Source organism: Variovorax boronicumulans, assembly GCF_030812215.1.
In the GTDB taxonomy this organism is placed as follows: Bacteria; Pseudomonadota; Gammaproteobacteria; order Burkholderiales; family Burkholderiaceae_C; genus Variovorax; species Variovorax boronicumulans_C.
Map to the genome: position 1 here is coordinate 157,436 of NZ_JAUSSG010000007.1, position 25,588 is coordinate 183,023.

Sequence of the window (25,588 nt, forward strand, 5' to 3'; positions counted from 1 at the left end):
CCGAAGTCCTTCCCATGATCCATCGCAAGAACATCCTCTCCGCGCTCCTGGGCGCCGTCATGCTGCTGCCCCTGGCGGCATCGGCCCAGCGAGCTGCAGCCGCCGACGACCTGAGCCCGGAACAGGCCAGCCGCCCGCGTTCGCAGAAGGTGGAAGAGGCCGTCAGGCTCGCCAAGGATTTCAAGTTCCTGAAGGAGGGCGTGCTGGTCGTCGGCACCACCACGGGACGGCTGCCGCTGGCGGCGTACGCCACCGACACGAAGACGCCCGTGGGCAATGCCCCCGACATCGCACAGCTCGTGGCCGACAGCCTGGGCCGCAAGCTCGAGCTGGTCTCCACCGTCTGGGCCGACTGGCCGCTGGGGCTGCAGTCGGGCAAGTTCGACGTGGTGGTGTCCAACGTGACCGTGACCGAGGAGCGCAAGGAGAAATTCGACTTCTCCACCTACCGCAACGACCAGCTGGGCATCTACGTGAAGTCCGACAGCAAGCTCGGCGCGATCAAGGAGCCGAAGGACATCGCGGGGCTCAAGCTCATCGTGTCGGCCAGCACGAACCAGGAGCAGATCCTGCTGCGCTGGAACAAGCAGAACATCGCTGCCGGGCTGAAGCCCGTGGAAATCCAGTACTACGACGACGATGTGGTGCAGCGCCTCGCGCTCCAGTCGGGCCGCGCCGATGCGTACGTCGGCCCCAACGCCCTGGCGGCCTACGAGGCGCGCGACGGCAAGACGCGGCTTGCCGGCCTGGTCTCCGGTGGTTGGCCGCTGAATGCCGAGATCGCGGTCACCTCCCGCAAGGGCTCGGGCATTGCCGAGGCCATCACGGTGGCGCTGAATGCGCAGATCAAGAACGGCAACTACGCCAAGGCCCTGTCGCGCTGGAACCTGAGCTCCGAGGCCATCGAGGTGGCCCGCACCAATCCGCCGGGCCTGCCCAAGAACTGAGGCCGAAGCGACCATGTCTTTCAAGACCCAAGTGGGCGCGCTGGTCGCCTTCGGCCTGATCGCCGCAACGACGGTGCATGCCGCCGACAAGTTCGACTTCAGCCCCGAGCAGAAGGGCCGCCTGCACACGACCAAGGACGCCGAGGCGGTCGGCGCCATTCCGCCGGGCTTCAAGTTCATGAAGGAGGGCGTGCTGACCATCGCGATCGCGCCGTTCGCACCGCCCATCTCCACCTACGCCACCGATGCGAAAACCGTCGTCGGCTTCGACCCCGACTTCGCGCACCTCATTGCCGAATCGCTGGGCCTGAAGCTCGAACTGCAGCCCGTCGCCTGGCCCGACTGGCCGCTGGGTCTCGCCTCAGGCAAGTACGACGCGGTGATCTCCAACGTGGGCGTGACCGAGCAGCGCAAGGAGAAGTTCGACTTCTCCACCTACCGGCTCGGCCTGCACGGCTTCTATGTGCGCACCGACAGCGCCATCAAGTCCATCAGGGAGCCGAAGGACGTGGCGGGCCTGAAGCTCACGACCGGCGCCGGCACGAACCAGGAGCGCATCCTGCTCGAATGGGACCGCCAGAACGTGGCCGCAGGCCTGAAGCCGGTCGCGATCCAGTACTTCGACGACGACGTGACCCGCTGGCTGGCGGTGACCACGAAACGCGTCGATGCCAACTTCAACCCCAACGCGCCGCAGGCCTACGAGGCGGCGAAGAACGGGCAGCTGCGGCTGGTCGGCACGGTGAATGCGGGCTGGCCGCTGAAGTCCGACGTGGCGATTGCCACGCGCAAGGGCAGCGGCCTTGCGGCGGCGCTGAGCGTTGCGGCCAACAACCTGATCCGCAGCGGCACCTACGGCAAGGCGCTCGCGCGCTGGAGCCTCACGGAAGAGGCGCTGCCCAAGTCCGAGATCAATCCCCCGGGCTTGCCCAAGTTCTGAAGAAGAAGGAGGGCGGCACCGTGGCCATCCATCACATCGGTTTTCTGACGCCCGGCAACTACGCCGAGGCCGACCCGCTGGCCGGCCTCGAGGCGGCGCTGAAGCTCTTCGAGTTCGGCGAGCGGCGCGGCTTCGACAGCGCCTGGGTGCGGCAGCGGCACCTGGAGCGCGGCGTGTCGTCGGCCACGACCATCCTGGCGGCCGCGACGCAGCGCACGCGCCGCGTCGAACTGGGCGCCGCGGTGATCCAGATGGGCTATGAAAACCCGTTCCGCCTCGCCGAGGACCTGGCCACCGTCGACGTGCTCTCGCGCGGCCGACTGCAGGTGGGCCTGAGCGCGGGCGTGCCGCCACATGGCGCGCTGCTGGGGAGCCGCCTCTACGACGCGGCGCCGAACACCATCGACTTCACGCACAAGCGCGTGGCGCGCCTGCGGGCCAACCTCGAAGACGTGCTGCTCGGCGACGAGAACACGTTTGTCGAGTCGGCCGGCGGTCGCGTGCGTCCGCGCGTGCAGCCCTATGCACCAGGGCTGATCGACCGGCTCTGGTACGGCGGCGGATCGCCGCGCTCGGCCGAATGGGCGGGGCGCAACGGCTTCAACCTGCTGCTGGGCAACGTGCTCTCGGGCGAGCACACGGACGATTTCCTGCAGGCGCAGTCGGCCCTCATCGAGCGCTACCGCGCGAGCGAGGCCGGGCTGCGCGCGGGCAGGGTGGCGCTGGGCCGCGTGATCGTGCCGCTCGATGGCGCTGATGGGGCCACGCGAAGGCGCTACCGCGAGTTCGCAGCGGGCCGCGTCGAACGCACGCTCACGCCGCAGGGCGAGCGGCGCACGCTCTTCGCCACGGACCTCGTAGGCTCGTCCGACGAAATCCTGGAGCGGCTGCGCAAGGACCCGGTGCTGCCGCAGGTGCGCGAACTGCGCGTGGAGCTGCCCTACAACTTCGCGAGCGAAGAGTACGAGCAGATATTGGACGACCTCGCGCGCCGCATCGCGCCGGAGCTGGGATGGCATGCAAGGTCCGAGCCGGTGCGCGATCCCGCACTGCTGGCCGATTGATGCCGTTGCCCCTTTTTGTGCTGGGTGCATTCGCTGAATTGGTTATGGACTTATCGCAAACGCTTCGTTGGTGATCGGCGCGCGCTTGCCTAGAGTCCAGTCTCGTTTTTCATGTTCATTTACAAGGAGTTCCGCATGTCGATTCTCAGCAGATGGTGGCGAGCCGCGTCCTTCGCCACGCTGACCTTCCTGGCCACCTCGCCCGTTGCGTTCGCGCAGGCATCGGCCGACGGCAGCGGCCCGCTCGTGTCGACCGAATGGCTCGAGAAGAATCTCAAGAACCCGAAGCTGCGCGTGATCGAGGTCAGCGTGAACCCCGGCCTCTACGAGCGCGGCCACATCCCCGGCGCCGTCAATTTCTCGTGGCACAACGACCTGAACGACCGCGTGCGGCGCGACATCGTGAGCCAGGCCGATTTCGAGAAGCTGCTGTCCACCGCCGGCGTGGACAAGGACACCACCATCGTCCTGTACGGCGACAACAACAACTGGTTCGCCGCATGGGGCGCCTGGGTGTTCGACCAGTACGGCCTGTCGAACGTGAAGCTGCTCGATGGCGGCCGCAAGAAATGGGAGGCCGAGAACCGCGGCCTGGACAACCGCGCGCCCGAGTACGCCGCCACCCGCTTCAAGGTGACGCAACCCAACCCGCAGATTCGCGCGCGGCTGGCCGACGTGCTGGCCGTGGCCGAGGGCAAGAGCGACACGAAGCTGGTCGACATCCGCTCGGCCGACGAGTACAGCGGCAAGATCTTCGCGCCCTCCGGAGCCGCCGAACTGGCGGTGCGCGCGGGCCACATCCCCGGTGCGGCCAACGTGCCGTGGGGCCGCGCGGTGAATGAAGACGGCACCTTCAAGTCGGTTGCCGAGCTGAAGGCGCTGTATGCCGGCGTGGGCATCGACGGCAGCAAGCCGGCCATCACCTACTGCCGCATCGGCGAGCGTTCGAGCCACACCTGGTTCGCGCTCAACAGGATCCTTGGCTACAAGAACGTGCGCAACTACGACGGCTCGTGGACCGAATACGGCAACGCCGTCGGCGTGCCGGTCAACAACCCGAGCGGCACGGTCTGGGCTTCCAAGTGATGGATTTCGAGGTGGGTTGACGGATGAGTTCGAGGTGAGTCGGAGTCGGGTTGTCTTCATCGCCAACTTGACGGACGACTTTTGGGCGGGCCTTCGGGCTCGCTTTTTTTATGGATGTGCCGGAGGGGACATGACTACTTCATCGCTTTCACTTTCCCGCGCCGGCCTCGTCGCGGCAACCGCGACGCTGCTGCTCGTCGCTGCCGGCGTGCACCTGCTCGGCGAACGCAGCGGCGGCCGGGCGCTCGCGTTCGCACTCGGGCTGGGCGCCGTGCTCGGCGTGGTGCTGCAGCGTTCACGCTTCTGCTTCTATTGCCATGCGCGCGACTACTTCGAGGGCGGCGATGCACGCGGGCTGCTCGCCATCGTGGCCGCGCTCGCGGTCGGCACGGTGGGCATGCACGTCGTCATGACGGGCTGGCTGCCGGTGCCGCAGCCGGGGCGCCTGCCGCCCGATGCGCACATCGGACCGGTGAGCTGGGCGCTGGTGCTCGCGGGCCTGGCCTTCGGCGCGGGCATGGTGGTTTCGGGCTCGTGCATCAGCGCGCACTGGTACCGGTTGGGCGAAGGCTCGCCGACCGCGCCGTTCGCGCTGCTGGGGGCCGCCGGTGGTTTTCTGCTGGGCTTCAACAGCTGGAACTGGCTCTACAGCGCCACCATCGCCACTGCGCCGGTGGTGTGGCTGCCGCATCACCTGGGCTACGCGGGGTCGGCGGTGCTGCAGCTCGCGTTGCTTGGCGTACTAAGCGCCGTGCTCTGGCGACGGTTGCCCACGCCCGAAGCACCGGCAACGACGCCTCGCAGCTTTGCCGCGGCGCTGCGCGGCCTGCTGCAAGGACGCTGGGCCTATGGATGGGGCGGCATCGTGGTCGGCGCCATCGCGGTGATCGTGGTGCTGCGGCTGCGCCCGCTGGGCGTGACGGCCGCGCTGGGCAGCGCCGCGCGTGATCTCGGAAATGCACAAGGCCTGCTGCCGCAGCGGCTGGACGGGCTCGACGGCTTCGGCGGCTGCGTCACCGCCGTGGTCGAGAGCCTCTGGCAGACGCCCAATGCATTGCTGATCGGCGGCATTGTGGCCGGCGCACTGGCTGCGGCGCTCGCAAGCGGACAGTTCAAGCCCGCATGGCCGAAGCCGGGCCAGGTCGCGCGCGGCCTGGGCGGTGGCGTGCTGTTGGGGTGGGGTGCGATGACCGGCCTTGGCTGCACGGTCGGCAACCTGCTTTCCGGCACCATGGCCGGTGCGCTGTCGGGCTGGGTGTTCGGTGCGAGCGTGCTGTTCGCGGTGTGGGCGGGACTGCGCGTACGCCGGGTCCGGGCCGCGGCGGGTGCACTCAATCGCGGTCGATGAAGACGCCCGCGCACAGCGCGATGCCGACGACGTAGAGCAACCAGGTCCACGGCACCGCATAGGGGTAGAACATCAGCGCCACGCCGAGCCATTTGCTGCGCCGCCGGCCGGAACGCTTGCCATACCTGTACGCCGCGATGCCGGCGAGGCCGAACAGCACGGCACCGAGGATGTAGGCCGGGCTCGGCAGGGTGATGCCGAGCGATTGCAGTGCTTGCAAGTTGTCCATGGCGGGTGGGGGTGGTGTGGGACGGGCCTGCTCTGACTACCGGACAGGCTGCAATTGTTCCCGGAGTATTCGCCTGATTTCCAGGATGGCCAGCGGATTCTCCTGCACGCTGTGTGCCGACGGTATGACAAGCTCCGACGCAGCGCCCTCCAGGTGCGCGCTCTCGTAAGGCACGATGCCGTCGCTCGAGAGCGCCTGCGCGACGCCCGGCGTGTCGTTGCCGATGATCGAGTGGAAGCGCACGCGCGGGTTCATCGGCAGGCCCGAGGACATCTGCACGAAGGCGTCGCGGTCGCTCAGGTTGTCGATGCTGTTGGGAATGCGCAGCGGCCCGATGTCCTGCTTGCCGGGCGCGATGCGCATCAGCTCGCGCGAAACATCGTTCAGCTGCCCCAGCATCGCCACCGGCAGCGTGATGAGGTTGGCCACCCAGCGTGCGATGCGGTTGTTGGCAAAGGGCGTGCCTTTGTGCGGCGAGGCGATGAAGATCGCGTCGCTCACCTGCGGCAGCGGCTCGAAGCGCAGGTAAGGCGCAAGCCGCTGCTCCATGCGCTGCTGCTGCGCACCTTGCATGGGGTAGCTGGCAAGGAGCGTGTCCCACAGCTTGTCGCCCGACGAGGACACCAGGAGGCGCGAGAGCACGCCGCCCATGCTGTGCCCGATCAACGTGATATTGCGCGAGGCCTCGGCCTTGCCCGTCGGGTCGAAGTGCGCGAGCGTCTCGGTGATGGCCTGCCGGATCGCGAAGTTGTTGATCGCGAGCGGCGCGTTCGTCGGGTAGTAGACCTGCCAGATCTGGTAGCGGCGGCGCAGCGTTTCGTCGCCCAGCACCTCGTTGGCCACGTTGATCCACGCCTCGGGACTGCTTGCGAGGCCGTGCAGCATGATGACCGTGCGCCGGTTCGGGTCGTAGGGCTGCATCAGGTAGATGCGCGGCTTGGTGAGCCCCTCGGCGCTGCCGAACAGGCTGCGCAGCGCCTGGCGCGCGAAGTCGGAGCGCGCGAGCCAGAGGCCGTAGCCGGAGGTGAAGTTGGCGGCGAGCGGAACGTCCTGTTCGGCCAGCCGCGTGGTCGAGGTGCGATAGGGGTCGAACACCACGATGCGGGCGGTGTGCGTGGCGAGCACCTGGCGCAGGTCCGCGCCTTCGAAGCGCAGGAGCGCGGTGAGGCCGGGGAAGGGCATTTCGCTGTAGGGCGGCGTGTCGTCCCCGGTCTTGCTGTCCGCGGTGAGGGGCGAAGGGGGCGAGGGCGCCGGCTGGTTGGTCGCCACCACCAGTTCGGCGCCGAAGCCGTCGCGCCGGTAGGTGTTGCGCAAGCCGGAGAAGGTGAGCGAGGCGGCGGGAATCAGTTCCTGCGGCACCGGGTCGTCGGGACGCAGTTCGAGCGCGGACAGATCGGTGTCGATGCGCCAGGCGCCCACTTGCGGCACGCGCGGCATCGCGTCGTCACCCACACGGCCGCTCTGGCGGTAGCGGCTGAACAGGCCGGTGATCGCCTGCTGCACCGCGTAGTTGTAGTAGTCGCGCACCTGCGTCTGGCGGTCTTCGAAGGCCCGGTCGCGTGGCTTGCGCGCGGTGAAGAACAGGTAGGCATAGGCATGGCGCGCGGTCTCCAGGTACGCCTCGATGGTTTCGGGCGCGGAAGGCCCGGCGGCGCCGCCGCTGGCCTTGCCCGTTGCAAGCGCCACCTGCAGCCAGACTTCCGAGAGAGCGGAGAGGCGCTGTTCGTCGCTGAGGCCGGTGGAGTCGGCCAGGGCCTTGCGACAGGCTGGTCCGTTCGCCGTGCATTGGTCGGCGTCCGAGCCGATCACGCGAAGCACCTCCTCCGCAGAGGTGCTGAGCTTGCCGGTGATGAGCACGTCGCCGCGGCGTTGCGCCAGGTACTCGGAGGGCGAGATCGAGCCGACCGTGACGCCCGCGCAGCCGGTCAGAAGCAGCGCGGCGCAGAGCAGGGACTGCAGTGCGAGGAAGCGCGAAACCGTCATGGCCTGGCCCCGGCATCGACTGCCATTTCCACACCCGGCAAATCGTTCCGGATGGCTCGCGAGAAGCTTTCCGTGCCGGGGCTGCGGTCGAATGCACGCGCACGTTCGGTGATGCGTCCGGCCGCGCGCAAGTCCGCCATGCCGAGGCCCGGCGTGAGCGCACCGACGTCGTGAAGGTACTCGGGCAGGTAGCCCGAGGCCAGCAGCCGCCAGTCCATCGGCAGGCCGGGCACGACGTGTTTGGCGAGCGCGTAGACGATGGTCGTGCAGTTGGCGGTGAGCGTGTTGTAGAAGCTCGGCGCGCGCACCAGCGCCGCGCCTTCGCCGAGGTAGCCGAGGAAGAGCGAGCGCATCTCGGCTTCGGGCAGGCGCACGCGGTACATGTAGACGTCTTCGCCGCGCACGTTGGTGCGCACCCGCAGGATGTCGTGCTCGTCGGCCGCGACGAGGCTCATCTCGAATTCCTTGAAGAAGCCCCCGATGGACGAGAAGCTTTCGCCGCGTTCCTTCCGGATCTCGATGGAGAAGGTGACGAACTGGCCGTCGTCGAAGCCGAAGGACACGAGCGTGTGGGCGATGGCCGGGCCGGTCCAGTAGGAGAGCGACACGTCGACCGAGCGAAGGCGGTCGAGGTCGTAGCGGCGGGTTTCCCAGCGCGGGGTGTAGTCGGTGTCGGTGCGCCAGTCGAAGTTGCGCACGTTCTCCATGGTCACCACGTTTCCCTCGACGCGCGCAATGAGCTGCCGTGCCACGTCGTCGGCCCAGACCCGGTTTTGCGAGGGCGGGATGGTGCCCCACCACGCGAGCACCATGGCGAACCCCACAACATACGAGAGCAGGGCGCGCGCGGCCCTGCCGCGCCACAGCAGCGCGATCGTCGCGAGGCCGAAGCCGGCCCAGAGCACGCCGGCCGCGATCTTGATGGCGGGCGTTGCCGGCAGCTGGTACCACAGGGCCGCACAGGCCCATGCCGCCGAGAGCAGCACGGCGAGCGAGGCCACGAGGCAGCCGGAGATACGCAGGAAGGTTCGAATCATGGAAGGAGAGGGAAACCAGGGACTTGCAACGAATTCATTACGCGGCGCGCGCAACGCGACGCCGGAGCTTACGATGCGGCGGCTGTATCCTCCTCGAAGAAAAAAAGGAGCCATGGGATGAAGAGGATCGTTCGTGTCGCCGTTTCGCTGTCGCTGTTGCAGGCACTTGCATCATTCGCGCAACCCATGCCCCCCGCGCCGCGCCCACCCTCCGCAGAGGCGTTCAAGAACCTCCTGCAGTACGACCGCAAGCCGACCTACGAGGTGGCGGTCACCGGCGACGGCACGCTGGCCTACCAGGTGTTCGTCAACGAACTGCCGCTCTACAAGGGTCCGCTCAAGCGGGCCGGCACCTTCAGGTTCTTCGTCAATCAGGCGATCCTGCAAAGCGGGCCGCAGACGGTGACGGTGCGCTTCGCGCCCGGGCCCGGCCAGGCGCGTCTTCCCGACACCGACGCATTCAAGCTCGAGGTGATCGCGAGCGGCTGGATGAAGGGCGGCGGCCGCGAGCCGGCGAAGACGCTGGCCGCCTACGAATTGCCCAAGCTTGTCGACGGCAGGCAGCCCGAATTCAAGCAGGGCGGCGAGGCCTCGAAGTCGCTCGGCTTCGATGCGTCGGTGCCCTATGCGCTCGCCGGTTGGCACCACAGCGTGCCGCTGGATGCGGGCGATGCGCAACTCAAGACCGAGGTGGTCGCGGCCTATGAACGGCTGATGGACGACTTCCGAAAGAAGAAAGGCGCGGCCTTCATGGGGGCGCTGGCCAAGGCCGAGTTCATGGCCTACGAGGCCAACTACATGACGCCCGATGAAGCGCGGCGCCGCTTCGACCAGTGGGTGAACTCTGTGGACGACGGCGGCATGACGCTGGCGCCGCTGGAGAACTACGCCGTCGAGACCCTGTCGGGCAACAAGCTGGTTCGCCTGAAGCGGACCGATGCGCCCAACCTCGGCGAAGGCGTGCTGCGGGTGCCATACAAGAAGTTCAGGCAAGACCGCACGCTGATCTACGACATCTACCTGCACCGGCCCACGGCCACCGCGCGGCTGGAGCCGATCTGGTTCTACATGGTCGATTCGAACTGAGCGAACCGACGCGGCCGGCTACAGCATGTAGGTCACGAGCTTGAAGTCGGGGTCCTCGGGGAACGACTTCACGGTGAAGCCCAGCCGGCGCACGAGCTTGAGCATGTCGGGGTTGTTGGCGAGCACGAGGCCGTCGACTTCCGCCAGGCCCCGGTCGCGCGCCACGTCGATGATGCTTTCGAGCAGCCGCGAGCCGATGCCCTTGCCGCTGAACTCGTCGGCCACCACCAGCGAGAACTCGCAACTGGTCTGGTCGGGATTGGTGACATAGCGCGACACGCCCACGATGCGTTCGCTGTCGAGAATCGTGCCGTCGGGTGCATTGCTGCGCTCCATCACCACGGCCACCAGCGCCATCTCGCGGTCGTAGTCGATGAGCGTGAAGCGCGAGAGCATCGAGGGCGGCAGCTCGCGGAAGCGCGAGACGAAACGGAACCACCGGCTCTCGGGCGAGAGGCCCTGCACCAGCGCCTGCAGCATCTGCGCGTCGTTGGGGTGCACCGGCCGCACGGTGTAGAGGTCGCCGCCCGTGCCGGGCAACGGCCATTCGCGCCGGTAGCGCGCGGGGTACGGCATGATGGCCAGGTGCTGGTAGCCGCTGCCCACATGGCCCGCCACCGCCTGCGGGCTGCTGTCGACCACGATGCGCGCATCGACCGACACCGCGCCGTGCTCGTCCACAATGATCGGGTTGATGTCCATCTCGCGCAGCTCGGGCAGCTCGCACACCATCTCCGACACGCGCAGCAGCACGTCTTCGAGCGCCTCCATGTTCACCGGATTCGCGCCGCGCCATTCGCCCAGCGTCTCGGCCACGCGCGAGCGTTCGATGAGGCGGTGCGCGAGAAACTGGTTGAGCGGCGGCAGCTCCATCGCGCGGTCGTTCATGAGCTCGATCATGGTGCCGCCCGCGCCGAAGACGATGACCGGGCCGAAGGGCTCGTCGGTCACGAGGCCGACGTAGATTTCGCGGCCGCGCCGCGCCTTCACCATCTTCTGCACCGTCACGCCGTTGATGCGCGCCTCGGGCGCCAGGCGGGCGACGCGCTCCATCATCTCGACGTAGGTGTCGCGCGCGCTGGTGCCGTTGAGCACATTGAGCGCCACGCCCTCGACGTCGGACTTGTGGCTGATGTCGGGCGAATCGATCTTCAGCGCCACCGGAAAACCCAGCTGCGTGGCGATCATCATGGCCTCATTGGCGCTGCGCGCGAGCAGCGTACGGGTGATCGGAATGTGGAAGCACGACAGCAGCGACTTCGACTCCATTTCCGTCAGCACCTTGCGCCGCTCGGCCAGCACGCTCTCGATCAAGAGGCGCGCGCCTTCGATGTCGGGCTTGGCGAGCGCGGAGAGCGGCGGCGGCGTCTGCTGCAGCAACTGCTGGTTCTGATAGAAAGCCGCGATGTTGCCGAACGCGCCCACGGCCGCCTCCGGCGTGCGAAAGCTCGGGATCGTGGCCTCGGCCAGCACCGCGCGCGCATTGCCGACGGAAGAGTCGCCCATCCAGCAGGCGAGCAGCGGCTTGTTCATGGGACGCGGGATGTCGGCGAGGGCGCGGGCCGTGGCCGCGGCATCGACGCCGGCCTTCGGGGAAAAGATGGCCAGCACGCCATCGACCTGGCTGTCGGCCGACGCGGTGTCGATGGCGGCGCGGTAGTGGGCGGGGGTGGCGTCTTCGGAAAGGTCGATCAGGTCCGTGAGTGTCGCGAGGGACGGCAGCGTGGGGTGCAGCAGCTTCTGCGCGGGGGCGGAGAGCTTGCCGAGGTCCAGGCCAATCTCGTTGATCCAGTCGGCCGCCAGCACACCCGGGCCGCCGCCGTTGGTGACCACGGCGAGCCGCTTGCCCACGGGGCGGTAGCGCGAGGCCAGGCATTTGGCGGCGGAGAACAGTTCGACAAAAGAACGCACCCGTACGGCGCCCGCGCGGCGCAGTGCGGCATCGAACACGTCGTCGCTGCCGACGATGGAAGCGCTGTGCGTTTGCGCCGCCGCATTGCCGGCGGGCTTGCGACCGGCCTTGAGCACCACTACCGGCTTGGCATGCGAGGCCGAACGCAGTGCGCTCATGAAGCGGCGGGCGTCCGAGATGCCTTCAAGGTACACGATGATGCTGTGCGTCGCCTGGTCATTCGCGAGGAAGTCGAGCACCTGGGGAATGTCGACCGAGGTGTGCGGGCCCAGCGACACCACGCTCGAGAAGCCGACGCCGTTCTGCCGTGCCCAGTCGAGCATCGAGGCGGTGAGCGCGCCCGATTGCGACACCAGCGCGAGCGGGCCGGCCTTGGCCAGCGGCCCCGCGACGCTGGCGTTCAGGTGCAGCAGCGGGCGCTGGAAGCCCAGCGAGTTGGGCCCGAGCAGGTGCACGCCTTCGCGGCGCGCGATCTTGCGCCACTGGGCAGCCTGCTCCGAGGTGATGCCGTTGGAGATGACCACCGCGGCCTTGCAGCCGATGCGCCCGGCGATCTCGAGGGCGGCCGCCACGTCCTGCGGTGCGAGCGCGATGAGGGCGAGGTCGGCATGCGTCTGCGCGAGTTCTTCGAGCGTGCCCTTGGTGCGCACGTCCAGGAAGCGCAGCGTGCCGTCGAAGCGGTCGGCGCGGAAGGCTTCGCGCAGCGTGCGGCCCGATGCGGCCTGGCCGCCGGGGTCGCTGGCGTTGCCGACGAAGGCCACGGCGGAAGCAGGCGCAAAAAGTGGGGTCAGGAAGTGCTTGTCCATGGCTTAGTGTGCCCCGATCACCGGGGGATGTGGGAGCTCCTGTACACTCCGGCCTCCATGTCGTGCCTCCCACTCCACACCGCATTCGCCGCCGCCCGCACGGGCCGGATGATGCCGCCTGCATTCCCGCAGGCAATGGGTGCACGAATGATTACCTCCATTACCACCGCGGCCACCTGAGCACGCGCAGGTGGCCGTTCCGGCAGCCACCTGGTGAATCGCTCTTCTCCCCGAACGAATGAAACCCAGCTCTGGCAGCTGGGTTTTTTGTTTGTTCGTCAGTTGTTCGGAGAAGTCCCATGTACCGCGATCCAGTCCTGTCCCTTCAGCCCCTTCACGGTGTTCCCGTGGCCATGCGCCCGCTGCGCGTGGGCATGATCGGCATCGGCACCGTGGGCTCGGGCACCTTCCGCGTGCTGGCGCGCAACCAGGCCGAGATTGCCGGCCGGGCCGGGCGGGGCATCGAGGTGGTGATGGTGGCCGCGCGCAACCTGCCGCGGGCGGCCGGCATCGTGGGCGACGGCGTCCCGCTGACCGATGACCCGATGCACGTCGCCACGCACCCCGATGTCGATGTGCTGGTCGAAGTGGCCGGCGGCACCGGCCCGGCGCGCGACTGGGTGCTGGCGGCCATCGCGCATGGCAAGCACGTGGTCACGGCCAACAAGGCGCTGCTGGCGGAACACGGCGCCGATATCTTCGCCGCGGCGCGCCAGCATGGCGTGGCGGTGGCGTACGAAGGCGCGGTGGCGGTCAGCATCCCCATCGTGAAGGCGCTGCGCGAAGGGCTCACCGCGAACCGCATCGAGTGGGTGGCGGGCATCATCAACGGCACCACCAATTTCATCCTGAGCAAGATGCGCGACGAGGGCCTGGACTTCGCCGCGGCGCTCGCACAGGCGCAGACCCTGGGTTATGCCGAAGCCGATCCGGCCTTCGACATCGAGGGCATCGACGCCGCGCACAAGCTGACGCTGCTTGCCGCCAATGCATTCGGCTCGCCGGTGCGCTTTGCCGATGTGCAGGTAGAGGGCATCACCGCGCTGCAGGGCGAGGACGTGGCTTGCGCCGAGCAGCTGGGCTTGCGCATCAAGCTGCTGGGCATCGCGCGCCGCCGGGAAGAGGGCGTCGAGCTGCGCGTGCAACCCGCGCTCGTGCCCGCCGCGCACCTGATGGCGCATGTGAACGGCTCGATGAACGCGGTCATGGTGAAGGGCGATGCATCGGGCGTGACGATGTACTACGGCGCGGGGGCCGGCTCGGAGCAGACGGCATCGGCCGTGATCGCCGACCTGGTGGACGTTGCGCGGCTCGATGGCACCCATGCCGGGCAGCGCGTGCCGCATCTGGGTTTCCATGCGCACGCGATGAGTGAACTTCCGGTGTTGCCACGTGCTGCGGTGCGCACTTCGCACTACCTGCGGGTGCCCGTGCATGCGGCGAATCAGATCGAGGCGGTTGCAGCCTTGCTGGCCGGGCAACAGCTGCCGGTGCAGCAGGTGGTGCTGGCGGCGGAGCGACCGGAGACGGGCCCCCAGGTGCTGGTGCTGACCGGGCCGGCGGCGCAAGGCGCGGTCGACCTTGCCGTGCATGCGTTGCAGGCGCACCCGGCAGCGAATGGCACCGTGACGACGCTTCGCGTGGAGGCGCTTGCGAGCTAGCGGAGTGACTTCAGGCACCGCGTGTGCCTTGCGGAAAAGAGGCTGGCTTCACCGTCGCCCCAGAGGTCGGGCGACGCGTGATCGCCAGTGAAAGAGCAGCGCGCTGTGAGCGCGCGTCAGGCCGGCAGTGGGCTGGCGCCGCCTTGCGGGAATGGCAGCACTACCGCATCCGTGTCCAGCCATCGAAGCTCGTCCGGCGCGAACGGCTGGGATCGCGACATGCCGTCCATCCGGACCCTGACGGCCGCGGAACTGGTCGAGGTCACCGTCCCCAGCTGCCCGTGGTATTCGACCCGTGCACCTCGTTTGGCGGGCACGTTGTACCTGTCTCTGATGTGTGCGTAGTTCATGGAGTGGAAACGATAGTATTAATTTTCGTTTCAAAAGGCAAGTCTACGAAAGCAGGCTTGCCCGCCCTCAACGGACGGGTGGGCGTATCCGTTGTCAGGTTCGACCTGCCTGCGCCAGCAGCCATTGCCTGAAGACCTGCAGCGATTGCATCTGTGCCGACTCCTCCGGGTACACGAGGTAGTAGCCCTTGGCGTAGCGCCACTTGCGGCGAGACAGCCGGCGCAGCCGCCCCGAAGCCACCGATTCGTCGCTCATGTACGGCGGCAGCAGCGCTACCCCCATGCCCGCCAGCGAGGCGTTCAAGGCCATGGACATGATGTCGTAGCGCGGCCCCTCGCGGCCCGCTTCGGCCGCGATGCCTTCGCGCGCGAACCACTCATCCCACGCGCCGGGCAGCGTCTGGTGGTGGATCAGTGCCGAGCGCGGCGTATTCGCATCGACGGTCTTGCCGTGCGCGGCGATCCACGCAGGCGCCGCGTAGGGCGAGAGGTCCAGCGGCAGCACGAATTCGCTGTGCAGGCCGGGACGCTTGCCGTCCCCGAATTCCAGCGATGCATCGACCGGCGTGGCGGAGAAATCCACCGGCCCCACGCGCGTGCCCAGGTTCAGCGTGATCTCGCCATGGTCGCGCGTGAATTCCGGCAGGCGCGGAATCAGCCAGTAGCTGCCGACCGAGGCGCCGCACGACAGCGACAGTTCACCGCCGCGCCCCTTGAGCGCCATCACGTTGGCCGTGGCGCGCTCCAGCCGCTGCAGGAGCGGTGCGACTTCGCCAAGGTAGTAGCGGCCCGCGTCCGTCAACGCCAGCGCCTCGCGCCGACGGGTGAAGAGCTTCACGCCGAGCCGGTCTTCCAACGTCTGCACCTGCCGGCTCACCGCGCCCTGCGTGAGCCGCAGCTCCTGCGCGGCCGCGGTGAAGGAGCGCAGCCGCGCGCTCGCCTCCAGGCACATCAAGGACATCGTCGAAGGGGCGCGAACGTGCTGGTTCATGAGAAAAGAACAAGTCTGGTGCATGCGCTCTAAGGGGCTTTCCTTGGCGCACCGCCACCGTGCATGAGGAAAGCTCATGCTAATCCCAGAAAACGTGGCTTGTCCAATGCGCGACGCGAACTGATCATCGGCCCACCGATCCCTCATCAGCCGGAGTTCTCTGCCATGCGTCCACGTGCCTTGCTGTGTGCTCTTTTCGTTGCCGCGACGGCGGTGTTCTCGCTGCCGGCCCTCGCGGCCTATCCCGACAAGGCGATCCGCCTGATCGTGCCTTCGGCCCCCGGCGGCGCACCCGATTCGCTGATGCGCGCCCTCGGCGCGCAGCTCTCGCAGCAGATGGGCGTGCCCATCGTCATCGACAACAAGCCCGGCGGCTCCTACACGATCGGCACCATGGATCTGGTGCATGCCGCGCCCGACGGCTACACGCTGGCCTACGGCAACATCGTCTCGCTGGCCACCAACCGGTCGCTCTTGCCCAACGTGCCGTACGACGTCGAGAAAGACCTGACGCTGGTCGCCAACACGCTGCGCCTGTCGAACTTGATGATCGTCAACAACGACCTGCCGGTGAAGAGCGTGACCGAGCTCATCGCCTACGCGAAGAAGAACCCCGGCAAGCTGGCCTTCGCCTCCGACGGCAACGGCACCACCGCGCACCTGGGCGTGGAGCTCTTCAAGTCGATGACCGGCACGAACATGCTGCATGTGCCCTACAAGGCCGCGACGGCGGCGGTGACCGACCTCATCGGCGGCGGCGTGCAGCTGATGATGGTCAACACACCCGTCTCGGGCCCGCTCGCGCAATCGGGCAAGGTGAGGGCGCTGGGCATCTCGTCGCGCCAGCGCTCGCCCACCTACCCGGACGTTCCGACCATCGCCGAGGCCGGTGTGCCGGGCTTCGAGGTCGAGGCCTGGGGCGGAATCATCGGGCCGGCGCGCATGCCCAAGGAGGTGGTGGCGAAACTCAATGCAGAGATCCGCACTGCGCTGGCCACCCCGGCGGTGCGCGAGCGCTTCCGCCTGCTGGGCGCGGAGACCGATTTCGGCACGGCCGATCAGTTCCTCGAGCTGTCGCGGCGCGAGACGGTCAAGTGGGCAAAGATCATCAAGGACTCCGGCGCGAAGATCGACTGAGGCCCCTCTCACCATGACCCCCTGGAAAGCCGCAAGGCCCGGCGACCCGATCACCGCCATCGACACCCCCGCGCTCGTGCTCGACCTCGATGCGTTCGAACGCAACCTCGCGCGCATGGCCGACGCGCTGCGCGGCAGCGGGGTGCGCCTGCGTGCCCATGCCAAGTGCCACAAGACGCCCGAGATCGCGCGGCGGCAGATCGCGCTGGGCGCGGCCGGCATCTGCTGCCAGAAGGTGAGCGAGGCGGCCGTGTTCGTGGAGGCCGGCATCGCCGACGTGCTGGTCACCAACCAGGTGATCGGCGAGACCAAGCTGCGCCACCTCGCCGCGCTGGCCCGCAAGGCGCGCATGGGCGTGCTGGTCGATCATCCGCTGCAGATCGAAGCGCTGAGCGCCATCGCGCGGGCCGAAGGCGTGACGCTGGATGTGTACGTCGAAGTCAACGTCGGCGCCAACCGCTGCGGCGTGGCGCCCGGTGAAGAGGCGGTGCGGCTCGCGCAGCAGGTCGCGGACGGCGCGCCGCAGCTTCGCTTCATGGGCCTGCACTGCTATCACGGGCCCGCCCAGCACCTTCGCGCACCCGAGGATCGCGCCGCGGCCATCGCCAGCGCCGTGGACGCCGCTCGCACGACCCGCGACGCCATCGAAGCCTGCGGCATCGCGGTCGAGCGCGTGACGGGCGCGGGCACCGGCAGCTTCCAGCACGAGCGCGACTCGGGCGTGTTCAACGAGATCCAGGCTGGCTCCTACGTCTTCATGGACCGCGACTACGGCGACAACCAGCGCGGCGCGCACGACATCGCGTTCGAGCACGCGCTGTTCGTGCGCACCACCGTCATGAGCCGCGCCACGCCCGAACGCGCGGTGGTCGACGCGGGCCTCAAGGCCTCCAGCGTCGACTCGGGCATGCCGACCGTGTGGCAGCGGCCCGATCTGCACTATGTGAAAGCGGCCGACGAGCACGGCGCGCTGGCCACGCCCGATGCCGCCGCGCTGTTCCTGGGCGACCAGCTGATGCTGGTGCCCGGCCATTGCGACCCGACCGTCAACCTCTACGACGAGCTGGTCTGCGTGCGCGGCGGGCGGGTCGAGGCCCTGTGGCCGATCGCCGCACGCGGCGCGCTGCTTTGACTCCCTTCAACCCAATGCATTCAAGGTATTCGATGCAGGAAAAATTCGACCTTCTCATCCGCAACGCCAGCATCGTCGACGGCACCGGCGCGCCGCGCTACACGGGCGACATCGGCATCAACGGCGACCGCATCGCCCGCATCGGCGATCTCTCCGCCTCGCACGGCGAGGTCGAGATCGACCGGGCAGGGCGCATCGCCGCGCCCGGCTTCATCGACGCGCACACGCACGACGACCGCCTCATGCTGTCGAACCCTGACATGGCGCCCAAGGTGAGCCAGGGCATCACCACGGTGATCGCGGGCAACTGCGGCATCTCGCTCGCGCCGATGCCGGGCGGCATCACGCAGCCGGTCACGCCGCCGCTGAACCTGCTGGACGAGGAGGGCGGCTGGTTCTCCTTTCCGACCTTCGCTTCGTACATCGCCGAGCTGCGCGCCAAGCCTGCGGCCACCAATTGCGCGCTGCTCGTGGGGCACACCACCTTGCGCGTCGCGACGCTGGACGACCTGGGCCTGCCGGCCACCGATGCGCAGATCGTCCGCATGCGCGCGCTGGTGCAGGAGGCGCTCGCGGCCGGTGCCATCGGCGTTTCCACCGGCCTCTACTACGAGCCCGCGGTCGCCGCGCCGACCGAGGAGGTCATCGAGACCTGCCGCCCGCTGAAGGACTTCGACGGCGTCTACTGCACCCACATGCGCAACGAGGCCGACCGCGTGATCGACTCGCTCGAAGAGACCTTCCGCGTCGGCCGCGAGGTGGGCGTGCAGGTCGTCATCTCTCACATGAAGGTGGTCGGGCCCGAGAACCATGGCCGCTCGCAGGAGGCGCTGAGCTTCATCGAGAAGAACATGGCCACGCAGCCGATCTGCCTGGACTGCTACCCCTACACGGCCGGCTCGACCATCCTCTCGTCAGACCGCGCCGCGAGCTCCTCGCGGGTGATCGTGAGCTGGTCCAAGCCCATGCCCGAATACGCGGGCCAGGACCTGGACGCGATCGCGAAGAAGCTGGGCGTGAGCCAGGACGAGGCGATCCGCCAGCTCAGCCCCGCGGGCGGCATCTACTTCCGGCTCGACGAGGCCGATGTGCAACGCATCCTGAAGTTCGACCAGACCATGATCGGCTCCGACGGCCTGCCGCACGATGCATCGCCGCATCCGCGACTGTGGGGCAGTTTTCCGCGCGTGCTCGGCCACTACGGCCGGCTGCTCGGGCTGTTCCCGCTGGAGACGGCCATCTACAAGATGACGGGCCTCACCGCGAAGAACTTCGGCCTGAAAGACCGCGGCGTGCTGAAGGAAGGCGCATATGCCGACCTGGCCCTGTTCGACGCCGACACGGTGGACGAAGCCGCCACGTACGAATCGCCGATGGCACCGGCGCGCGGCATCGAGGCGGTGATCGTCAACGGCGCGGTCGTCTGGCAACGCGGCGGCCCGACGGGTGCGCGACCCGGCCGGGTGCTGGCGCGCGAGTCCGAAAGAGCGAAGGGCTGAGTCACCACGCGTCAGCGCGGCCTTCCAGGGCGCGTTTCGCGAGCAGGAAGGTCGCGGCGTTCCAGCTCTGGCCGGCCATGCCCATCGGCGCCAGCGTCTTGCCGTGGAACCACTCGGTGAAGCGCCAGTCGCCGAGCGAATTGACGTGCGCGAGCCGCGCGAGTTCGGCGTGTGCGAGATCGCGCCGCCCCACGTTGGCCAGCGCCATCACCCAGAAGCCGCCCACGAACGGCCAGATGCCGCCGTTGTGGTACTGGTGCACGTCGTTCTGCTGGTGGCGTCCCATGTAGGGCCGCCACAGCTCGTGCTGGCGCGACAGCGGATGCAGCACGACGCGCACCGGGTACGGATCGGCCGCGCGCGCGTTCGCGATGGTGTCGACGATGCGGCCGGCCATCTCGGGTTCGCTCAGGCCGGCCTGTATGGCCAGCACGTTGCCGAACACGTCGCCCTCGTTGCCGACGAACGCGAAGTTGACGAAGCTCAGGTAGAGCGCCGGGTCGCGCCGCCCGCGCCGCGCGTAGTGCCGCAGCAGCCGCGCCCGGTGGTATTCGGGCAGGTCGCGCTGGAACGGGTTGAACATGTGGTTGAAGTGGTGTCGCGTCTCCTCGGCATGGTCCAGCGCGAAGCGGCGCTTGACGTCGTGCCAGAGCGCGTTGCTGTACAGCACGTAGCCCGAGCGCGGCATGATGTCGGCCCAGTCGCTCGCCTCGTTCTGCTGCAGCAGCCGGAAGTGCTGGTGCTCCTGCGCGAGCAGCCAGCCGATCGCACGGGCCACGCCGTCTTCCCAGCGCGTGGGGCCGACATCGCCGTGGCGGCGCACATGGTCCACCGCGATCAGCCACCACAGGGTCGCATCGATGCAGCCGAGATACCAGAAGTCCGCATCCTGGCCCTCGGGGTCCACATACTTGGGAATCTGCCCGTTGGCTGCCTGCTGCGCCGCAAGCGCATCGAGGCTCGCCACCGCCCCTTGCTCCAGCGCGGGCACGCCGCTGCCGCACATGGCCATCACGCAGATCGCGGCATCGCGCCCGAAGATGCGCGTGTAGCGCCGCGCCACGGCCGCCTCGGTGCGGCTCGCGGCCAGGATGCCGTGGGGCGTGAGGTTGCTTTCCAGGAGCGCGAACGAGGCCTGCGTGCAGGCGTCGACCAGCGCGAGCGAATCGGTGTCGGGCGTTGTCGTCATGGCATGGATCGTATGAGATGCCGCGCGCGCGAGTCCGACGTGCGGGGGCGTCCGGTTCTCACAGGGCGGACTGGCCTTACCCTCCAAGCTCCCGGCGTCCTCAAGCCAGAAGACGCGCAGAAAACAGAAAGAACAACCATGGCGAGCAAATCCACCCGCACCGCCGCTCGCGACACCGACCACTTCGTGCGCGTCCGCGGCGCACGCGAACACAACCTGCGCAACGTCGATGTCGACATCCCGCGCGATGCGCTGGTGGTGTTCAGCGGCATCTCGGGCTCTGGCAAGTCGTCGCTGGCCTTCGGCACGCTCTATGCCGAGGCGCAGCGGCGCTATTTCGAATCGGTCGCGCCGTATGCGCGCCGGCTCATCGACCAGGTCGGCGTGCCCGCGGTCGACGCCATCGACGGCCTGCCGCCCGCCGTCGCCCTGCAGCAGCAGCGCGGAACGCCGGGCACGCGTTCCTCGGTGGGCAGCGTCACCACGCTGTCGAGCCTGCTGCGCATGCTTTATTCGCGGGCCGGCGACTATCCGCCGCGCCAGCCGATGCTCTATGCGGAAGACTTCTCGCCCAACACGCCCCAGGGCGCGTGTCCGACCTGCCACGGCCTCGGCCGCATCTTCGAGGTGACCGAGCGCTCCATGGTGCCGGACGACACCCTGAGCATCCGCGAACGCGCCATCGCCTCGTGGCCGCCCGCCTGGCACGGCCAGAACCTGCGCGACATCCTCGTCACGATGGGCATCGACGTCGACAAGCCCTGGCGCGACCTGCCCAGAAAGACGCGCGACTGGATCCTCTTCACCGAGGAGCAGCCCACGGTGCCCGTGTACGCCGGCTTCACGCCCGCCGAGACGCGCGCGGCGCTGCGCAGCAAGATGGAGCCGAGCTACCAGGGCACCTTCATGGGTGCGCGCAAGTACGTGCTGCACACCTTCGCGACCACGCAGAGCGCGCTGATGAAGAACCGCGTCGCGCGTTTCATGGTGGGTGGCGACTGTCCGTCGTGCAAGGGCAAGCGGCTCAAGCCCGAGGCCTTGTCGGTGCGCTTCGCGGGGCACGACATCGGTGAAATCTCGCGCATGCCTCTCGCGCAGTTCGCGCAGGTGCTGCGGCCGGTGGCGGCGGGAGAGGCGCCGGCATCGCCCGGCGGCGGCAGTACGCGCGGCGCCCTGCGCGAAAAAGGCGGCGCGCACGCCGCGGCGCCCGACGTGCGCCGCACGCCCAATCAATCGGCCGAGAAGCGCATCGCCGCGCAGCGCATCGCGCACGACCTGCTGGAGCGCGTCACGGTGCTGAACGACCTGGGCCTGGGCTATCTCTCGCTCGACCGCAGCACGCCCACGCTGTCGCCGGGCGAACTCCAGCGCCTGCGGCTCGCGACGCAGATCCGCTCGAACCTCTTCGGCGTCGTCTACGTGCTCGACGAGCCTTCGGCGGGGCTGCATCCCGCAGACGGCGAGGCGCTGGTGGTGGCGCTCGACACGCTCAAGCACTCGGGTAATTCGCTCTTCGTGGTGGAGCACGACCTCGACCTGATGCGGCGCGCCGACTGGCTGGTGGACGTGGGGCCAGATGCCGGCGAGAAGGGCGGCCTCGTCCTCTACAGCGGCCCGCCCGAGGGGCTGCGCCATGTGAAGGCGTCGCACACCGCGCGCTATCTGTTCGCGCCGCACACGGCATCGCCGAGGCCCGTGCGGGCCCCTGCCGCATGGCTGAAGCTGGAGGACGTCACGCGCAACAACCTGCAGGACCTGTCGGTGGCATTTCCGCTCGGGGTGATGACTGCGGTCACCGGTGTCTCGGGTTCGGGCAAGTCCAGCCTGGTGAGCCAGGCCCTGGTCGAGTTGGTGGCCGCACGCCTGGGCCACGAGGCGCCGCCGCCGGAGGACGAGCCCGATGCGGAGCCGAGCCTCGCGGGCCGCGCCGGCGGCCGCATCGTCGGCGGCATGGACCGCATCCGCCGGCTGGTGCGCGTGGACCAGAAGCCCATCGGCCGCACCCCGCGCTCCAACCTGGCCACCTACACGGGCCTTTTCGACCATGTGCGCAAGCTCTTCGCCGACACCAAGGCGGCCCGCGCGCGCCGCTTCGATGCCGGCAGGTTCTCGTTCAACGTGGCCAAGGGCCGGTGCCCGACCTGCGAGGGCGAAGGCTTCGTCAGCGTCGAGCTGCTCTTCTTGCCCAGCGTGTATGCGCCGTGTCCCACCTGCCACGGATCGCGCTTCAACGAAGAGACGCTGAAGGTGAGGCTGCGCGACCGCACCATCGCCGACGTGCTGGCCATGACGGTGGAAGAGGCGCATGCCTTCTTCGCGGACGACGGCGCCATCGAGCGGCCGCTGCGGCTGCTGGCGGCCATCGGTCTGGGGTACCTGCGGTTGGGGCAGCCGGCCACCGAACTGTCGGGCGGGGAGGCACAGCGCATCAAGCTGGCCACCGAGTTGCAGCGCTCGCAGCGCGGCGATGCGCTGTACGTGCTGGACGAGCCGACCACCGGCCTGCATCCGTCCGACGTGGACAAGCTGATGGCGCAGCTGGGCGGGCTGGTCGATGCCGGCAACACCGTCATCGTCGTGGAGCACGAAATGCGGCTGGTCTCCGCCTGCGACTGGGTGATCGACATGGGGCCGGGCGCGGGCGAGGAGGGCGGGCGCATCGTGGCGAGCGGAACGCCGCGCGAGGTGGCGAACGCCGCGGGGAGCCGCACGGCGCCGTACCTGGCGCGCTGGACAGCGCCGGGCAACTGACCCGCGCCAGGCCCGACTGCGCCTACAAGCAGCCGCGCCGAAGCCCCACGGCCGGGGCCGCCGGGGCCTCCAGGATGAAGTCTGTTCGTTCAACTTCAACCTCATCTCCAAGGAGCCACCATGGCAAAAGACCGCACATCCCTGCATCCTGACGATCTCAACCGCGATCCCATCTCGGGCGCACCCGGCGCGCATCCCGTCGGCACCGGCGTCGGCGCCACGGGCGGTGCCGTGGCGGGCGCAGCAGTCGGGGCGGCCGGCGGACCGCTGGGCGCCGCGGCGGGCCTCGTCGTCGGCGCGGTGGTCGGCGGGCTCGGCGGCAAGGCCGTGGCCGAGCGCGTGAACCCGACCGCCGAGCGCAGCTACTGGGAAAACGCCTACGACCGCGAGCCCTATTACGAGACCGGCCGCACCTACGACGACTACGGTCCCGCCTACGAGCTGGGCTGGTCCAGCCGCAATGCCACGGTCGACGAATTCGCCTCGGTCGAGCCCTCGCTCGCCCGCGAATGGGAAACGCGGCGCGGTGCCTCGTCGCTCGACTGGGAGCGCGCCCGTCCGGCTTCGCATGCCGCATGGGAGCGTGCCGACCGCCTGTATTTCCGCGAGGAAGACACGGCCATTCCCGAAGGCGACCCGCTGTCGAACGAAGAAGTGGTCGACGTGCTGAACGACCTTCTGGAAAACACCCGCGACGGCGAGTACGGCTTTCGCACCTGCGCCGAAGAGGTGGAAGCCGGCCGGTTGAAGGAGGTTTTTGCCTCGCGCGCCGCGCAGTGCCAGGCGGCGGCGAGCCAGTTGGTGGAACTGGTCATCACCTATGGCGGCAAGCCTGCGGAAGGCGGCACCGCCTCCGGCGCCATGCACCGTGGCTGGGTCCATGTGAAGGGCGCCGTGGGCGCGAACAGCGAGCTGTCGATCCTGGAGGAATGCGAGCGCGGCGAAGACGCGGCCGTGGCCCGCTACCGCAAGGCGCTCAAGCGCGCGCTGCCCGCGGGTGTGCGCCAGATCCTGCAGGCGCAGGCCCAGGGCGCGCAGCGCAACCACGACCAGATTCGCGACCTGCGCAACGCGGCACGCGCAGCCAAGGCGCGCAGCTGATCCGCATCGGAACCCACAACAAACGCGGCCTTCGGGCCGCGTTTTCTTTCAGAGTTGGACCGACAGGACCGAAGCCAGGTGCTCCATCGCCTTTTCGTGCAAGGGGCGGTTCTTCCAGTCCTCGAACGTGATGCGCCTGGACTGCGCCAGATCGGCCTCGAACTGCACGGTTTCGACGGCCGCGAACGCCGCGTCGTAAATGTTGAGGTTGGCTTCGTCGTTCAGCCGGAACGAGCGGTTGTCGAAGTTGGTGGAGCCCACCGACACCAGGAGCCCATCGACCATGAACACCTTGCAATGGAACATCGTCGGCTGGTATTCGCTGATCTCCGCGCCGGCCTCGAGCAAGGGGCCCCAGCTGGCGCGCGATGCGGCGCGCACCGTCTTCGAATCGATGATCGGACCCGGCGTGATGATGCGCAGCCGCACGCCGCGCCGCATGGCGGCCACCAGCGCGCCCACGGTCAGGTCATCGGGCACGAAGTACGCGCTCGACAGGTCGATGGTCTTCGTGGCCGCGGCAATCGACAGCAGGTACATCAGGTGCATGCTCTCGCTGCCGCCCGAAGGCGAGCTGCTGAACACCTGGGCGCGGCCCTCGCCCACGGCAGGCAGGGGCGGAAAGTAGCGCTCGCCGTGCAGCACATCGCCCGCCACCTTGATCCAGTTGTCCATGAACACCGCCTGCATCTGCGCCACCACCGGCCCTTCGACCTTGTAGTGCGAGTCGCGCCAGTGCTGCGCGTCCTGCGCATGGCCGGTCCATTCGGGCGCGATGCCCACGCCGCCGGTGAAGCCGACGCGGCCGTCCACCACCAGGAGCTTTCGGTGCGTGCGGTTGTTCATGCGGCCGATGTCATACCAGCTCGGCTTGTGGAAGCGGCGAATCTGCACGCCGGCCGATTCCATTTCCTGGATGAAGTCGTCGTCCACCTTGGCGCTGCCCACCCAGTCGAGCAGCACATGCACCGGCACGCCGGCCCGCGCCCGCTCCGACAGCGCATCGGCAAACGCCCGGCCGATGTCGCCCGACCAGTAGATGTAGGTCTCGAAGGTGACGCTCTCTTTCGCGCCACGGATGGCCTCGAGCATCGGCGGAAAGATGCGGTCGCCGTTGTAGAGCGCTTCGAAGCGGTTGCCGCCGGTGATGGGCGGGCCGAGCATCACGCCCAGCACGCGCTGGTACTGCGCGTCGTGCAGCGAATAGTCGCGGCGGATCTGCTCGTCCAGCTTCTTCTCGCTGCCGCCCAGGTTGACCACCAACAGCGTGGCTGCCACGGTCAGCAGGAATGTCCAGGCGACGGTCTTGAGCGTCCTGCGGTGCCTCACGTCACGTCAC

The 25,588-nt window shown here is 68.5% G+C and carries 20 protein-coding genes; 12 read left to right on the top strand and 8 right to left on the bottom strand.

Features of this window, described 5'->3' with window-relative positions:
• The first annotated feature begins 14 nt into the window (after nucleotides 1-14).
• The 5 genes from J2W23_RS19485 to J2W23_RS19505 all read left to right on the top strand — a co-directional run bounded on the left by J2W23_RS19485 (nucleotide 15) and on the right by J2W23_RS19505 (nucleotide 5,385).
• Complete coding sequence (locus J2W23_RS19485; protein ID WP_307649898.1) at nucleotides 15-947, top strand: ABC transporter substrate-binding protein; 933 nt, start codon at nucleotides 15-17, stop codon at nucleotides 945-947.
• A 13-nt stretch (nucleotides 948-960) separates the two neighbouring features.
• Nucleotides 961-1,887: an ABC transporter substrate-binding protein gene (locus J2W23_RS19490; protein WP_307649899.1), complete on the top strand. Its 927-nt coding sequence runs from the start codon at nucleotides 961-963 to the stop codon at nucleotides 1,885-1,887.
• 20 nt (nucleotides 1,888-1,907) lie between these two features.
• The gene (locus J2W23_RS19495) at nucleotides 1,908-2,951 is read left to right on the top strand and encodes an LLM class flavin-dependent oxidoreductase (protein WP_307649900.1); all 1,044 of its coding nucleotides are present in this window, start codon (nucleotides 1,908-1,910) and stop codon (nucleotides 2,949-2,951) included.
• A 135-nt stretch (nucleotides 2,952-3,086) separates the two neighbouring features.
• Nucleotides 3,087-4,037, top strand: coding sequence for a sulfurtransferase (locus tag J2W23_RS19500; protein ID WP_307649901.1), 951 nt, complete (start codon nucleotides 3,087-3,089; stop codon nucleotides 4,035-4,037).
• 130 nt (nucleotides 4,038-4,167) lie between these two features.
• Nucleotides 4,168-5,385 (top strand): YeeE/YedE family protein, encoded by a 1,218-nt coding sequence (locus J2W23_RS19505; RefSeq protein ID WP_307649902.1) that lies wholly within the window; start codon nucleotides 4,168-4,170, stop codon nucleotides 5,383-5,385.
• Here the strand turns inward: J2W23_RS19505 and J2W23_RS19510 are convergent.
• Genes J2W23_RS19510 through J2W23_RS19520 form a run of 3 tightly spaced genes read right to left on the bottom strand, consistent with a single transcriptional unit; the run spans nucleotide 5,369 to nucleotide 8,634 of the window.
• Nucleotides 5,369-5,614 (bottom strand): hypothetical protein, encoded by a 246-nt coding sequence (locus J2W23_RS19510; RefSeq protein ID WP_176657396.1) that lies wholly within the window; start codon nucleotides 5,612-5,614, stop codon nucleotides 5,369-5,371. The genes J2W23_RS19505 and J2W23_RS19510 overlap by 17 nt on opposite strands.
• A 36-nt stretch (nucleotides 5,615-5,650) precedes the next feature.
• Nucleotides 5,651-7,597: an esterase/lipase family protein gene (locus J2W23_RS19515; RefSeq protein ID WP_307649903.1), complete on the bottom strand. Its 1,947-nt coding sequence runs from the start codon at nucleotides 7,595-7,597 to the stop codon at nucleotides 5,651-5,653.
• The gene (locus tag J2W23_RS19520; RefSeq protein ID WP_307649904.1) at nucleotides 7,594-8,634 is read right to left on the bottom strand and encodes an Lnb N-terminal periplasmic domain-containing protein; all 1,041 of its coding nucleotides are present in this window, start codon (nucleotides 8,632-8,634) and stop codon (nucleotides 7,594-7,596) included. The genes J2W23_RS19515 and J2W23_RS19520 overlap by 4 nt, the downstream gene beginning before the upstream one ends.
• A gap of 117 nt (nucleotides 8,635-8,751) precedes the next feature.
• Here J2W23_RS19520 and J2W23_RS19525 point away from each other — a divergent pair, with 117 nt between their 5' ends.
• Nucleotides 8,752-9,720 carry a hypothetical protein gene (locus tag J2W23_RS19525; RefSeq protein WP_307649905.1) on the top strand — a complete coding sequence of 323 codons (969 nt, stop codon included), beginning with the start codon at nucleotides 8,752-8,754 and terminating at the stop codon, nucleotides 9,718-9,720.
• 18 nt (nucleotides 9,721-9,738) lie between these two features.
• Here J2W23_RS19525 and J2W23_RS19530 read toward each other — a convergent pair whose 3' ends face one another.
• Nucleotides 9,739-12,438: a bifunctional acetate--CoA ligase family protein/GNAT family N-acetyltransferase gene (locus J2W23_RS19530; RefSeq protein WP_307649906.1), complete on the bottom strand. Its 2,700-nt coding sequence runs from the start codon at nucleotides 12,436-12,438 to the stop codon at nucleotides 9,739-9,741.
• Between the two features lie 299 nt (nucleotides 12,439-12,737).
• On the opposite strand from J2W23_RS19530, the gene J2W23_RS19535 reads away from it, so the two are divergent.
• A complete protein-coding gene (locus tag J2W23_RS19535) occupies nucleotides 12,738-14,099 on the top strand; it encodes a homoserine dehydrogenase (protein ID WP_307649907.1) in 1,362 nt (453 codons plus the stop codon).
• A 116-nt stretch (nucleotides 14,100-14,215) separates the two neighbouring features.
• Here J2W23_RS19535 and J2W23_RS19540 read toward each other — a convergent pair whose 3' ends face one another.
• Together J2W23_RS19540 and J2W23_RS19545 are read right to left on the bottom strand one after the other, a co-directional pair.
• Entirely contained in the window at nucleotides 14,216-14,449 is a 234-nt protein-coding gene (locus tag J2W23_RS19540; RefSeq protein WP_176657402.1) for a polysaccharide deacetylase, read from the bottom strand.
• A 94-nt stretch (nucleotides 14,450-14,543) separates the two neighbouring features.
• Nucleotides 14,544-15,440, bottom strand: a complete 897-nt coding sequence (locus J2W23_RS19545) for a LysR substrate-binding domain-containing protein (protein WP_307649908.1) — start codon at nucleotides 15,438-15,440, stop codon at nucleotides 14,544-14,546.
• Nucleotides 15,441-15,605: 165 nt separating this feature from the next.
• On the opposite strand from J2W23_RS19545, the gene J2W23_RS19550 reads away from it, so the two are divergent.
• From J2W23_RS19550 to J2W23_RS19560, 3 genes are read left to right on the top strand one after another with little or no spacing between them, the layout of a single operon-like run.
• Entirely contained in the window at nucleotides 15,606-16,577 is a 972-nt protein-coding gene (locus tag J2W23_RS19550) for a Bug family tripartite tricarboxylate transporter substrate binding protein (protein WP_307649909.1), read from the top strand.
• 13 nt (nucleotides 16,578-16,590) lie between these two features.
• A complete protein-coding gene (locus J2W23_RS19555) occupies nucleotides 16,591-17,709 on the top strand; it encodes a DSD1 family PLP-dependent enzyme (protein ID WP_307649910.1) in 1,119 nt (372 codons plus the stop codon).
• 32 nt (nucleotides 17,710-17,741) lie between these two features.
• A complete protein-coding gene (locus J2W23_RS19560) occupies nucleotides 17,742-19,208 on the top strand; it encodes an N-acyl-D-amino-acid deacylase family protein (RefSeq protein WP_307650074.1) in 1,467 nt (488 codons plus the stop codon).
• A gap of 1 nt (nucleotide 19,209) precedes the next feature.
• On the opposite strand, the gene J2W23_RS19565 is transcribed toward J2W23_RS19560, so the two are convergent.
• Complete coding sequence (locus J2W23_RS19565) at nucleotides 19,210-20,397, bottom strand: amylo-alpha-1,6-glucosidase (protein WP_307649911.1); 1,188 nt, start codon at nucleotides 20,395-20,397, stop codon at nucleotides 19,210-19,212.
• Between the two features lie 138 nt (nucleotides 20,398-20,535).
• Between J2W23_RS19565 and J2W23_RS19570 the strand changes: the two genes are divergently transcribed.
• The gene (locus tag J2W23_RS19570; protein WP_307649912.1) at nucleotides 20,536-23,148 is read left to right on the top strand and encodes an excinuclease ABC subunit UvrA; all 2,613 of its coding nucleotides are present in this window, start codon (nucleotides 20,536-20,538) and stop codon (nucleotides 23,146-23,148) included.
• A 120-nt stretch (nucleotides 23,149-23,268) separates the two neighbouring features.
• Entirely contained in the window at nucleotides 23,269-24,249 is a 981-nt protein-coding gene (locus J2W23_RS19575) for a ferritin-like domain-containing protein (protein ID WP_307649913.1), read from the top strand.
• A gap of 48 nt (nucleotides 24,250-24,297) precedes the next feature.
• Here J2W23_RS19575 and J2W23_RS19580 read toward each other — a convergent pair whose 3' ends face one another.
• Nucleotides 24,298-25,578 carry a phospholipase D-like domain-containing protein gene (locus tag J2W23_RS19580; protein ID WP_307649914.1) on the bottom strand — a complete coding sequence of 427 codons (1,281 nt, stop codon included), beginning with the start codon at nucleotides 25,576-25,578 and terminating at the stop codon, nucleotides 24,298-24,300.
• Nucleotides 25,579-25,588 lie beyond the last annotated feature (10 nt).